11 protein-coding genes are annotated in these 12079 nt (G+C 70.3%); 8 read left to right on the plus strand and 3 right to left on the minus strand.

Annotated features, from left to right (window positions below):
- The first annotated feature begins 20 nt into the window (after nt 1-20).
- Nucleotides 21-914: a LysR family transcriptional regulator gene (locus OG538_RS01120; RefSeq protein ID WP_406089189.1), complete on the plus strand. Its 894-nt coding sequence runs from the start codon at nt 21-23 to the stop codon at nt 912-914.
- Between the two features lie 27 nt (nt 915-941).
- Here the strand turns inward: OG538_RS01120 and OG538_RS01125 are convergent, their stop codons facing one another.
- On the minus strand, nt 942-2321 hold the full coding sequence (locus OG538_RS01125; protein WP_406089191.1) for a radical SAM protein: 1380 nt from the start codon (nt 2319-2321) through the stop codon (nt 942-944).
- Between the two features lie 225 nt (nt 2322-2546).
- Here OG538_RS01125 and OG538_RS01130 point away from each other — a divergent pair, with 225 nt between their 5' ends.
- Nucleotides 2547-3071 (plus strand): SRPBCC family protein, encoded by a 525-nt coding sequence (locus OG538_RS01130; protein ID WP_406089193.1) that lies wholly within the window; start codon nt 2547-2549, stop codon nt 3069-3071.
- A 15-nt stretch (nt 3072-3086) separates the two neighbouring features.
- Here the strand turns inward: OG538_RS01130 and OG538_RS01135 are convergent, their stop codons facing one another.
- Nucleotides 3087-3929: a pentapeptide repeat-containing protein gene (locus OG538_RS01135; RefSeq protein ID WP_406089195.1), complete on the minus strand. Its 843-nt coding sequence runs from the start codon at nt 3927-3929 to the stop codon at nt 3087-3089.
- A gap of 175 nt (nt 3930-4104) precedes the next feature.
- On the opposite strand from OG538_RS01135, the gene OG538_RS01140 reads away from it, so the two are divergent.
- From OG538_RS01140 to OG538_RS01165, 6 genes are all read left to right on the plus strand, one after another.
- The gene (locus OG538_RS01140; RefSeq protein ID WP_406099934.1) at nt 4105-5475 is read left to right on the plus strand and encodes an FAD-binding oxidoreductase; all 1371 of its coding nucleotides are present in this window, start codon (nt 4105-4107) and stop codon (nt 5473-5475) included.
- A gap of 125 nt (nt 5476-5600) precedes the next feature.
- Nucleotides 5601-6092: a hypothetical protein gene (locus tag OG538_RS01145; protein WP_406089197.1), complete on the plus strand. Its 492-nt coding sequence runs from the start codon at nt 5601-5603 to the stop codon at nt 6090-6092.
- An 88-nt stretch (nt 6093-6180) separates the two neighbouring features.
- Nucleotides 6181-6408: a hypothetical protein gene (locus OG538_RS01150; protein ID WP_406089199.1), complete on the plus strand. Its 228-nt coding sequence runs from the start codon at nt 6181-6183 to the stop codon at nt 6406-6408.
- 338 nt (nt 6409-6746) lie between these two features.
- Nucleotides 6747-7913, plus strand: a complete 1167-nt coding sequence (gene rhaI, locus OG538_RS01155) for an L-rhamnose isomerase (RefSeq protein ID WP_406089201.1) — start codon at nt 6747-6749, stop codon at nt 7911-7913.
- 60 nt (nt 7914-7973) lie between these two features.
- Nucleotides 7974-10019 carry a bifunctional aldolase/short-chain dehydrogenase gene (locus OG538_RS01160; protein WP_406089203.1) on the plus strand — a complete coding sequence of 682 codons (2046 nt, stop codon included), beginning with the start codon at nt 7974-7976 and terminating at the stop codon, nt 10017-10019.
- A 16-nt stretch (nt 10020-10035) separates the two neighbouring features.
- Nucleotides 10036-11523, plus strand: a complete 1488-nt coding sequence (locus tag OG538_RS01165; RefSeq protein WP_406089205.1) for a rhamnulokinase family protein — start codon at nt 10036-10038, stop codon at nt 11521-11523.
- A gap of 155 nt (nt 11524-11678) precedes the next feature.
- Here the strand turns inward: OG538_RS01165 and OG538_RS01170 are convergent, their stop codons facing one another.
- Complete coding sequence (locus tag OG538_RS01170) at nt 11679-12074, minus strand: cupin domain-containing protein (protein ID WP_406089207.1); 396 nt, start codon at nt 12072-12074, stop codon at nt 11679-11681.
- Between the last annotated feature and the right edge of the window lie 5 nt (nt 12075-12079).

The raw sequence follows: 12079 nt of genomic DNA on the forward strand, positions 1-12079 counted from the left end.
ACGGGCCTTATGATCGCTGGATGGAGCTGCGTCAGCTGCACTACCTCACCGTCATCGCCGAAGAGGAGAACCTGGGCCGGGCCGCGAAACGGCTGTTCGTCAGCCAGCCGGCCCTCTCGTACGCGCTCAGGAGTCTCGAATCCGAACTCGGGGTGCGGCTCTTCGACCGCCACGCCGGTGGCGTCTCCGCTACCGCCCCGGGCCGGGACGTGATCGCCGAGGCCCTGCTCACGGTGCGCCAGTCCGAGCGGGTGACGGCGGCGGCACAGCGGCACGCGCGGGGAGAGACTGGGGTGCTGCGGGTGGGTTTCGAGGCGAGCGGCGCCGGCGAACTGACCACGCGGGCCCGGGCGGAGTTCTCCCGGCGCCATCCAGGGGTGCGGGTGACGCCCAAGCGCTATGACTGGGGGCAGGAGGCGGACGCGCTGCGGGACGGTCTGGCAGATGTGGCCTTCGTCTGGCTGCCCAACGATCTGTCCGGTCTGCACAGCGAGTTGGTGCATACGGAGCCGCGGGTGGTGGGTCTGCCCTCCGGGCACGCGCTGGCGACCCGGTCCGGTGTCTCGGTGCTGGAGGTGGGGGACGAGCCGCTGCTCTGGACCGAGCGCGCGCCACGGGAGTGGGTGGACTGGTGGGCCGTCAACCCCCGCCCGGACGGCTCCAGTCCGCGGTGGGGGCCGACCAACGACAACGTCGAGGAGATGCTGGAACAGGTGGCGGAGGGTGCCGCCATCTGCTTCGCTCCGCTGAGCATGGCGCGGTACTACGCACGACCTGATCTTTCCTGGGTCCCCCTGACGGACGTGGCGCCGCTGCGCGTCGTCCTCGCCTGGGCCAAGGACAGCGACAACGCGCTGGTACGGGGATTCGCCGGCGTGGTGCGGGAGCTCACCGCGTCTGCTCCCACGGGTTGACGTGGGGAGACACGGTCGCTGCCACGTTCAGCCGAGCCCGTAGTCGATCCGCACCTCGGTACCGTCATCCTCCGTGCGGGCCGGCAAGCTGTCCATGAAGGAGCTGACGGAGAACACCGCACGCCCGGGGCCGGGCGGTCCGTAACCGGGAGGCGAGCTGAGTCCGTACGCCTCCATCGTCGAGCGATAGGCGTCCAGCAACCGGATGTGGTACTCCAGCGGCGCCCCGTCCGGGTTGGACTTGCCGAGCGGTGTCGTCGGTTCGGGGCACCACGTGGTGAAACGCGGGGTGATGCCGTGCGACATGAAGAACCGCAGCCCCTCGGTGGTGGAGTCGATCGCCTCCTTCACCGAGGTGAAGCCGAACGGCTCCGCCATCTCCACGCCCGCGACGAAGTTGGGAATGACGTTGCGGGCGCCGAAGACGTCGGCGGAGTCCAGGATGCGACGGTGCCATTCGTCGCGGCCCACGTAGCGCTCCTTGCCGGGGCAGTAGAGCTCGAAGAGCCTGCGGTCCCACACCTCGTAGTTGGGGTGGTAGATCTGCACCCCGTAGTCGTGGAAGCGCTGGACGTCGGCCTTGGGCAGGGCCTGGGCGACGACCTTGCCGATCCAGCGGCCGGGGAAGCGTTCCTCGATGGCCTTGGCGTACTGGCCGTAGAAGTCGGCCTCGTCCCGCCCGCCGATGTGGGAGGTGATGGCCCCGCCGGTCAGGGTGTAGGCCGTGGAGGTCTTCGCCGTGTCGTACCGGTCGATGATGGCCAGTGCCTCCAGGACCTCCTCGACGGGCTTCACTCCGGTGTAGGGGCGCCCCGCCGCCTTGTGCTGGCGCCAGTTGTGGTTGATGTCGCAGTACTGGCACTCCTCCTTGGCACCGAAGTACTGGCAGACGCGGAAGACCGTCAGGTAGACCAGGTAGCCCCACTGGATGGTGGGCGCGACCTCCATGACGGACTTGCCGTTGCCGAGGGTGTGGCGGTAGTAGTCCGGCATGGGAGGCAGACCGACATCGGAGATCCGCCGGCCGTCGAGGTACAGCCCGAGCACGCCGTCGTCGTCAGCCGCCACGCGGTAGGGCGAGGCCGGATTGACGCGCACGGAGACCACGGTGCGCCGCAGTCCGTACGGCCCGCCGGTGAGCACGATCTCCTCGGGTGGGCGGCGCAAGGCGGCCGCACCGAGCTCGGGCAGGGTGCCGTGGTCGAAGGAGAAGATGAAGTACGACTTGGGTTTGACGTCACCGCCCTCGTTGTCACTGAGCGCGGATTCGTCGAAGGCCACACCGCCGCGGAGCAGGTCCTCCTTGATGACGGCCTCCCGCGGAACGTGCGGGAACTGCTCCATGAGCCGCTCGATCAGGCGGGTGCGGCTGGTGTCGGTACTGCCGGGGTCGGTACGGCTGGGCATGTGCGGGCTCCTGGGTCCGGTCGTGGCGGGTGTTCCGGGTACGCCGTCCTGTCCAACGAACCAGGACCGCGAAGCGTTCGCACGTGCAGTCCGCCGGAACGGCCGGAGCCCACGGTCCCCTTAAGTGACCGACGAGTAGGGTGTCGGGACCGGGAGCCCGTCGGCCGTGCGGCCGTCCCGACGCCCCGGTGGTTGCTGCCGTCGGCCGCGGAACGGAAGTGCCACATGCCCCGCACCATGTCCGTGTCGGACAGCGTCGTTGTTCTCGTCGGGCCCTCGGTCGTGTACGACCGGTTGAGCGACCCCACGGCAATGGGGCTCTGGAGTCCGGAGAACCGGGGTGCGAAGGTGCTCGGGGACCGTCGGGACGCGTACGTCGGGATGGTCTTCGAGGGCCGGAACAAGCGCGGGGCCATGCGCTGGACGACCCGGTGCACGGTGACGGCGGCGGAACCGGGTGTGCGGTTCGCCTTCCGTGTTCACGCCATCGGGGCGAAACGGCCGCGGCTGCCGGGGGCGATCGCCACCTGGGAGTACCGCTTCGAGGCCGTGGACGGCGGCACCAGGGTCACCGAGATATGGACGGACGACCGCCGCGCCTGGCCGGACTTCCTGGCCAACGCCTTCGACCGGGCGGCGACCCGGGGGCACACCTTCGCCGAGTTCCAGCGCGGCAACATCCGTACGACGCTGGAGCGGCTCAAGGCGGCGCTGGAGGCCTCGCCGGCTGACGAGGCCCCACTGGCGTGACGATGTGGCGGGCCGTCACTCGCCCCAGTGGGCCGGGCGGCCGATCGAGGAGGGCAGCCGGGTGGCACCGTTCCCCTTGGCGGCGTTGAGCTGGGACTGCGTGAGGAAGAGCGCCCCGGTCAGGTCGGCGCCGGAGAGATCCGCGTCCCGGAAGTCGGCGCCGATCAGGTCGGCCAGCCGCAGGTCGGCGCCGGCGAGATCCGCCGCGATGAGGTAGGCGCCGCGCAGATCGGCGCCCCGCAGATCAGCTCCCCCGAGACGGGCGCCGATCAGATCCGCACCGCGGTGGCTGCGCTTCTTCTTCCGTGGCGCGGTGGCGCGTACGAGCTCGCTGGTGCGCGCCAGCAGGGCGGCGACCCCCTCGCGGTGCGCCGCCACGTCGAGGTCCGCGATGGCGTCCGCGTCGAGGTGGGTGAGGCGTTCGGTCTCCCCCAGCACGCGTCGGATCTCTCCGTGCAGGGAGCGGGCCGGTGCGAGCGACGCCGCCTCCGTGAGGTACCAGAGGAGCTCGTGGAGCTGCCGCATGACCGGGAAGACCTGGAACATGCGCTGGGCACTCTCCGGGGCCGTACGCCAGTCCCGTCCACCGAAGGTGTCCACCGAGACCTTCTGGCCCGCGCCGAAGCAGTCGTACACCGTGCAGCCCGCGAAGCCTTCGGTGCGCAGCCGGGTGTGGATGCCGCAGCGGAAGTCGTCCTGAAGGTTGCGGCAGGGCGTGCCGGCGTCCTTGTTGATGGCGAAGTCCGCGGACCGGGTGAGGGTCAGCGCGACACAGCACAGTCCGAAGCAGTTCCCGCAGTCGGCGCGCAGAGCGGCACGGCCGCCGTCGGTGCCGGGCGCTCGGTCGTTCTCGGGCACGGTGTGTGAGTCCTTCTGGTGTACGTGGTCCATAGGCGGCCGAGCCTACCGAGATTCGCCGCTCCGCCCGCGACGAGGTGCCCACGGCAGACGGCATGCCCGGGCCGCCCCACCGTCCGACAGCCACGCGGATCATAATCGTGGTTGATACATCTTTTGGGAGGTGGCCACCATCGTGGCGAACGCACCGGCCGACAGCATTCCGGCCCAGCGGGTCCTGACCGATCCGGCAGGACTGACCCGGTACCAGCACGACGAGGCCGAATGGGCACCGTACGGGACACCGCTGGCCGTGGTGCGCCCGCAGAACACCCGCGAGGTGCAGAACGTGGTGCGGCATTGCATCGCCCACCGCATCCCGCTGGTTCCGCGAGGCGCGGGTACCGGTCTGTCCGGGGGCGCGAACGCCGTCGACGGGTCGATCGTCCTGTCCTTCGAGGACATGAACAGAATCGTCGCGATCGATCGCGCGGAGCGGCTGGCCCTCGTCCAGCCCGGGGTGGTCAATGACGATCTGCGCGCCGCAAGCGCGGAGCACGGACTCTGGTACCCGCCGGATCCGGCCAGTTCGCCCTGGTCCACCATCGGCGGGAACGTCGCGACCAACGCCGGGGGCATGTGCTGCGTCAAGTACGGCGTGACGCGCGATTACGTGCTGGGCCTGGAGGTCGTCAACGGGCTCGGCGAAGTCGTCTCGCTCGGGCGACGGACCGCGAAGGGCGTGGCGGGGTACGACCTGGCCGGTCTGATGGTGGGGTCCGAGGGCACACTCGGGGTGATCACGGAGATCACGGTGCGCCTGCGGCCGGCGAGGCTCCAGGAGCGGACGGTGGCCGGGTACTTCTCGTCCGTGGTCGCCGCGGGTGAGGCGGTGAGCGCCGTGACGGCGTCCGGTGTCATCCCCTCCGCGCTCGAACTCGTCGACCGCCACTGCCTCGCCGCGGTGGACGCCTGGAAGGGGATGGGGCTCTCCGCCGACGCCGACGCGGTGCTGCTCGGTCGCGTCGACACCCCCGGCGCCGAGGGCGACGCGGAGGCCGAACTGGTCCGTGACTGCTTCGAACGCGCCGGGGCGAGCTGGGCTGCGGTCTCCACGGACCAGCAGGAGGCGGACGCGCTGTTCCAGGCCAGACGGCTGGCGTATCCGGCACTGGAACGGCTCGGTCCGGTGCTGACCGAGGACGTGTGTGTGCCGCGGACCGCGGTGCCGGAGATGCTGGCCCGGATCGAACGGACGGCCGCCCGGCACGACATTCTGATCGCCAACATCGCGCACGCGGGGGACGGCAATCTCCATCCACTGATCATCACGCCGCCCGGGGACGAAGCCGCACGCGCCCGCGCCCAGGATGCCTTCGAGGACATTCTGGACGACGCGATCGCGCTCGGCGGCACGGTGACCGGTGAACACGGCGTGGGCCTGCTGAAGATGCGCGGGATGAACAAGGAACTGGGCCCGGCGGTGCTCGGCATGCATCACGCGGTCAAGGCGGCGCTCGATCCCCACGGCATCCTCAACCCGGGCAAGGTGCTGGGGAGCGTCTGACGCGCCTGACAGCCCAGCAGGACGTCAGTCAGTGGCCGAGGCACGGCCACCGGAAACCGCTGCGCGTATCGATGTCAGTGGGGCGGCGCACACTGGCACCCATGTGGTGCGGGAAGGGGAATCGGATGAGCGGCGAGGAAGAGACCGGTTTCGAACCGGCCACCGGGGAGGGCCCGCCTCCCCCGGGGCCGGCGGAGCGACGGGCCGCCTCGGTGCGCACCGCGTTCGCCGGAATGCTTCAGATCCGCCGCCTGACGAACACCGGCCCCGCGTCCCCGGAAGCGGTGCCGGCGGCCTGGGAACTGCACAGGACGGTACGGGCCGTTGCCCTGGCCCTGGAGGCATCGGGGCTGCCCCCTTCGGCTGTTGACGCGTCGGGCAGGCGCACTGCGACGGGATACCGGGTGGCGGCAGGCACGTCACCCGGGACCGCACGGGTGGAGTGGCTCGGTCCGCCGGGCAGTGGCGCGGCGCACGAGGAGGAGCGCGAGCTGACCCGGTGTGCGGTGACGCTCCGGGAGTTGGGCTGGATCGCCCTGCTCTACCGCGGACCGCGCAGCCGCCGGTTCCTGGAGGTGGAACCCCCGACGGGGGCGGCTCGGCCGGACAGCCGATAGGAGGCGTGCCGCAGCGGCCGCCCGGACCGGTTGTCGGACTCGTGCGGGATGCTTGTGGGTCCGACACCTCTGACCTGGAGATGCTGAGATGCACCCTGACGAAATCGCCGCGGCGCAGGCGTACGTCCGTTTACTGGAGGCGACGCGGGCGGCGCTCTCCGATCCGGACGACGCCCCGTTGTACATTCCGCTGCTCGCCTCACCGATCGAGGAGGCGGACGGCGCGCTGCGCCGCGCGGGCCTCTCGGGCAACGAGTCACGCTTCTTCGGCCTCGTCCGCTCGCTGCAGCCCAGCATGTCGGACAGCGGGCACTGAGCAGCACCGTCCGGAACACCGGTGCCCGCCGCACCGGTGTCCGCACGCTTGCCACCCCGCCGCATCCTGGGACACGCGCGCCGGTCTCCCGGATTCCGAAGGCCTCGTTCACCGCTGCCCCGGCCCCGGTACCCCTGGATCTCCCGGGGCGGACCGGGGCCCGTCTTCGGCGGGGACGCCCCGATCCATGGTGAATTGATTCAACCTCGTTCAACCCCAGATGAAGAGCGTCTGACCACTTGACTGTTGACCACCGCCATACCTAGCGTACGTTTGGATGAAACGATTCACTTCATTCTGACGATCATATGCGTCAGGACTCTGCTTACGAGGTGTTCATGTCTGATGTGTCGGCCGTCAAGGCAGCCCTGAAGTCCCAGGTGATCGAGACCCCGTCGTGGGGGTACGGCAACTCCGGAACCCGGTTCAAGGTGTTCGCACAGCCGGGGGTGCCGCGCGACCCGTTCGAGAAGATGGAGGACGCAGCGCAGGTCCACACGTTCACCGGCGTCGCGCCGAAGGTGTCGTTGCACATTCCCTGGGACAAGGTCGCGGACTACGCCGCCCTGACCCGCCACGCCGAGGGCCTCGGGCTGCGGATCGGCGCGATCAACTCCAACGTCTTCCAGGACGACGACTACAAGCTCGGCTCCGTCACCCACCCCGACGCAGCCGTGCGGCGCAAGGCGACCGACCATCTGCTGGAGTGCGTCGACGTCATGGACGAGACGGGGTCACCCGATCTCAAGCTGTGGTTCTCCGACGGCACGAACTATCCGGGGCAGGATGACATCATTGCCCGTCAGGACCGTCTGGCCGAGGCGCTGGCGGAGGTGTACGAGCGGCTGGGCCACGACCAGCGGATGCTGCTGGAGTACAAGCTCTTCGAGCCGGCCTTCTACACCACGGATGTGCCCGACTGGGGCACGGCGTACGCGCACTGCCTCAAGCTCGGCCCGAAGGCGCAGGTCGTCGTGGACACCGGCCACCACGCCCCCGGCACGAACATCGAGTTCATCGTGGCCCTGCTGCTCCGCGAAGGGCGGCTCGGCGCGTTCGACTTCAACTCCCGCTTCTACGCGGACGACGATCTGATGGTCGGGGCGGCCGATCCCTTCCAGCTCTTCCGGATCATGCACGAGGTCGTCAAGAACGGCGGTCTCCGCTCCGAGACCGACGTCAATTTCATGCTCGACCAGTGCCACAACATCGAGGCCAAGATCCCCGCGGTGATCCGGTCGGTCGCCAATGTGCAGGAGGCGACGGCCAAGGCCCTGCTGGTCGACGTCGACGCGCTCGTCACCGCGCAGAAGTCGGGCGACGTACTCGCTTCGAACGCCGTGCTGATGGACGCCTACAACACGGACGTCCGGCCGCTGCTGGCCGAGGTCCGGGAGGAACAGGGACTGGCAGGCGACCCGTTCGCCGCCTACCTCGCCTCCGGCAACCAGGAGCGCATCGCCGCCGCCCGGGTGGGCGGCACCCAGGCCGGCTGGGGTGCCTGACCCCGGCTGCGCCCGCACGCCGCCCGTCGACCACCCACATCGCACCCCGAAGGAATCCCCATGACGTCCCCGACGCACGCCGAAGTCGCCGCGCTCCTGGAGCGCGCACACCGGATCGGATCCGACCCCCGCAACACCAACTACGCAGGCGGCAACACCTCGCTGAAGGCGGCCGGCGCCGACCCGGTCACAGGTGGTGAGACCGAACTCCTCTGGGTCAAGGGCTCAGGGGGCGACCTGGGCACCCTGAAGGAGGAGGGACTCGCCGTGCTGCGCCTGGACCGGGTCCGCGCCCTCAAGGACGTATATCCGGGGGTGGAGCGCGAGGACGAGATGGTCGCGGCGTTCGACTACTGCCTGCACGGCAAGGGAGGCGCCGCGCCGTCGATCGACACCGCGATGCACGCCCTGGTCGAGGCGGCACACGTCGACCATCTGCATCCTGACTCGGGGATCGCCCTGGCCTGCGCGGCCGACGGGGAGAAGCTGACCGCCGAGTGCTTCGGCGACAAGGTGGCCTGGGTGGGGTGGCGCCGGCCCGGCTTCCAGCTCGGGCTGGACATCGCCGCCGTCAAGGAGGCCAATCCGCACGCCGTCGGCGTCGTCCTGGGCGGTCACGGAATCACCGCCTGGGGCGAGACCTCGGACGAGTGCGAGCGCAACGCCCTGTGGATGATCCGTACGGCGGAGACCTTCCTGGCGGATCGCGGGAGGCCCGAGCCGTTCGGAGCCGTGCTGCCCGGCCGGAAGGCCCTGGCCGCGCAGGAGCGCCGCGAACGGGCGGCGGCGCTCGCCCCCGCGATCCGCGGCCTGGCATCCACCGACCGCCCTCAGGTCGGTCACTTCACGGACGCCGGACCGGTGCTGGACTTCCTGTCCCGCACCGAGCACCCGCGGCTCGCCGCGCTCGGCACCTCGTGCCCGGACCACTTCCTCCGTACGAAGGTCAGTCCCCTGGTGCTCGATCTTCCCGCCGACGCGCCGGTCGCCGAGGCGGTGGAACGGCTGAAGGAGCTGCACGGAGAGTACCGCGAGGCCTATCGCGCGTACTACGAGCGGCATGCCGTCCCCGGCTCCCCCGCCATGCGCGGCGCGGATCCGGCGATCGTGCTCGTGCCGGGGGTAGGGATGTTCTCGTTCGGGAAGGACAAGCAGACCGCCCGCGTGGCCGGGGAGTTCTACCTCAACGCCATCAACGTGATGCGTGGCGCCGAGGCCGTCTCCGCGTACGCGCCGATCGAGGAGGCCGAGAAGTTCCGGATCGAGTACTGGGAGCTGGAGGAGGCCAAGCTGCGCCGGATGCCGAAGGCGAAGCCCCTGGCCACCAGGGTCGCGCTGGTGACCGGGGCCGGCTCGGGGATCGGCCGCGCCATCGCGCACCGGCTGGTGGCCGAGGGTGCCTGTGTCGTCGTGGCGGACCTGAACGCCGAGAACGCGGCGGCCGTCGCGGACGACCTCGGGGGCCCGGACCGGGCCGTGGCCGTCACCGTCGATGTCACGAGTGAGGAGCAGATCGCGGAGGCGTTCAGGGCGGCCGTGCTCGCCTTCGGCGGTGTGGACCTCGTCGTGAACAACGCGGGGATCTCCATCTCCAAGCCGCTGCTCGAAACCACCGCGCGCGACTGGGATCTGCAGCACGACATCATGGCGCGCGGCTCGTTCCTCGTCGCGCGCGAGGCCGCCCGGGTGATGCGCCAGCAGAACCTCGGCGGCGACATCATCTACATCGCTTCCAAGAACGCCGTGTTCGCCGGCCCCAACAACATCGCGTACTCGGCGACCAAGGCCGACCAGGCTCATCAGGTCCGGCTGCTCGCGGCCGAGCTCGGCGAGCACCGGATCCGTGTCAATGGCATCAACCCGGACGGAGTGGTGCGGGGTTCGGGGATCTTCGCCGCGGGGTGGGGCGCCCAGCGGGCTGCGACGTACGGCATCGAGGAGGAGAAGCTCGGCGAGTTCTACGCTCAGCGGACCCTGCTCAAGCGCGAGGTGCTGCCCGAGCACGTCGCCAATGCCGTGTTCGCGCTGACCGGCGGCGATCTCACCCACACCACCGGTCTGCACATTCCGGTGGACGCCGGCGTGGCAGCCGCCTTCCTGCGATGACCTGGACACGATCCCCATGGCTGTGAACTCCCTCGACACCGCGGCCGGCGAAGCCGTCTTCGCCGCCGTGGACCTCGGCGCGACCAGCGGCCGGGTGATCACGGGCCGGGTAGGGCCCGGGAAGCTCGAACTGACCGAGACGCACCGGTTCGCCAACACCCCGGTACGCCTGCCGAGCGGTCTGCACTGGGACGTGCCGGCCCTGTACCAGGGCATGCTGGACGGGCTCCGGGCCGCCGGGCGCTCAGGGCCGGTCACCTCCATCGGCATCGACACCTGGGCGGTGGACTACGGGCTGCTGGACGCCGACGGAGCACTGCTGGGGCTGCCTTTCCACTACCGGGACGCACGCAACAGCGGGGCGTCGGAGCGGCTGCCGGACGGCTGCGGTGTGCGGGAACTGTATGCGGTCAGCGGATTGCAGCACCTGCCGTTCAACACGGTCTTCCAGCTCCTGGCGCACCGGGCGACCGCCCAGTGGGGGGCCGCTCACACACTGCTGCTGATGCCCGATCTGCTGGTGCACTGGCTGACAGGATCGGTGGGCGCGGAGATCACGAACGCATCGACGACCGGGCTGTTCGACGCCCGCAGCGGCGGATGGTCCGATCCGCTGATCGGGCGGTTGGGGCTGGAGCGTTCGCTCTTCCCGCCCCTGCGTGAGCCGGGCGCTCCGGCGGGGACGCTGCTGCCGCACGTGGCCGACTACACCGGCCTGCCGGACGGCACTCCGGTGACGACGGTCGCCTCGCACGACACGGCGTCAGCGGTCGCGGCAGTTCCGGCCAAGGAAACGGACTTCGCGTACATCTCGTGCGGTACCTGGTCGCTGGCCGGGCTGGAACTGGATGCGCCGGTGATGTCCGAGGAGTCCCGGGCGGCGAACTTCACCAATGAGCGGGGGGTGGACGGCACCGTTCGCTATCTCCGCAACATCATGGGCATGTGGCTGCTGGAGGAGTGCCGACGGGTGTGGGACCGCGCGGGTGCGCCCCTCGGCCTGGCCGGTCTGCTCGCCGACGCGGCGGCGGCGGAACCGTTCGCTGCGGTGATCGATCCGGACGACGCGTCGTTCCTCGCCCCGGGTGACATGCCGGTCCGCATCGACGCCTATCTGATGCGGACGGGCCAGACGCCGCCGTCAACGCCCGGTGGGTACGTGCGCTGCGTACTGGAAAGTCTGGCGCTGGCCCACCGCAGAACGTTGCGCAGGGCCGCCGAGCTGGCCGGGCGCACCCCGGAACGGATCCACCTGGTCGGCGGCGGCTCGCGCAACGAACTGCTGTGCCAGTGGACGGCCGACGCGAGCGGGCTTCCGGTGACGGCGGGGCCGGCGGAGGCGACGGCTCTCGGCAACATCCTGCTCCAGGCCCGCGCCCACGGCCTGGTGGGTGATCTCGCAGGTCTACGCCGGCTGGTCGCCGGTACCCAGGAACTGCGGCACTACGAGCCGCGGGGTGATCGCCGTGACTGGGACCGCGCGCAGGCCCGGCTCGGCTCCTGACTCCAGTGTGTGGAGGCCCGGACGAAGGAGCCTCCGAGGCAGGTCCCTGCCTCGGAGGCGGTGACGTCGGAGGCGGTGACGTCGGAGCCGGGGACCTGCCGCGGAGGCGGAGGCCGTGACTTCGACTGCTGCCGGGGCGGCCCGCGGGATTCCGGTCAGGTGCTCAGCATCTGCCCGGTCGTCGCGTCCACGTGGTCCGGGACTTCCTCGTGGCGGTCGCCCACGGTCGGTGTGCCGGTGGGCTCGAACATGAGGATGGCGGCGGCGGAGGGAGCGTACGGCTTGTGCTCCGTGCCTCGGGGAACGGTGAAGACCGCACCCCGCGGCAGACGGACCGTGCGCTCCCCGTCCGGCTCGCGCAGGGCGATGTGCAGCTCGCCGTCCAGTACCAGGAAGAACTCGTCGGTTTCGTCGTGGACGTGCCAGACATGTTCGCCCTCGACCTTGGCGATGCGGACGTCGTAGTCGTTGACCCGCGTGACGATGCGAGGGCTCCACAGGGCGTCGAAGGAGGCCAGCGCCGTGCCGAGACTGATCGGTTCGTTGCTCATGCACT

It is taken from the genome of Streptomyces sp. NBC_01013 (genome assembly GCF_045162765.1).
In the GTDB taxonomy this organism is placed as follows: domain Bacteria; phylum Actinomycetota; class Actinomycetes; order Streptomycetales; family Streptomycetaceae; genus Streptomyces.

Coding starts and splice junctions, on each gene's coding strand:
- OG538_RS01120 (WP_406089189.1), top strand. CDS start 21: ATGGAGCTGCGTCAGCTGCACTACCTCACCGTCATCGCCGAAGAGGAG.
- OG538_RS01125 (WP_406089191.1), bottom strand. CDS start 2,321: ATGCCCAGCCGTACCGACCCCGGCAGTACCGACACCAGCCGCACCCGC.
- OG538_RS01130 (WP_406089193.1), top strand. CDS start 2,547: ATGCCCCGCACCATGTCCGTGTCGGACAGCGTCGTTGTTCTCGTCGGG.
- OG538_RS01145 (WP_406089197.1), top strand. CDS start 5,601: ATGAGCGGCGAGGAAGAGACCGGTTTCGAACCGGCCACCGGGGAGGGC.
- OG538_RS01150 (WP_406089199.1), top strand. CDS start 6,181: ATGCACCCTGACGAAATCGCCGCGGCGCAGGCGTACGTCCGTTTACTG.
- rhaI (WP_406089201.1), top strand. CDS start 6,747: ATGTCTGATGTGTCGGCCGTCAAGGCAGCCCTGAAGTCCCAGGTGATC.
- OG538_RS01160 (WP_406089203.1), top strand. CDS start 7,974: ATGACGTCCCCGACGCACGCCGAAGTCGCCGCGCTCCTGGAGCGCGCA.
- OG538_RS01165 (WP_406089205.1), top strand. CDS start 10,036: ATGGCTGTGAACTCCCTCGACACCGCGGCCGGCGAAGCCGTCTTCGCC.
- OG538_RS01170 (WP_406089207.1), bottom strand. CDS start 12,074: ATGAGCAACGAACCGATCAGTCTCGGCACGGCGCTGGCCTCCTTCGAC.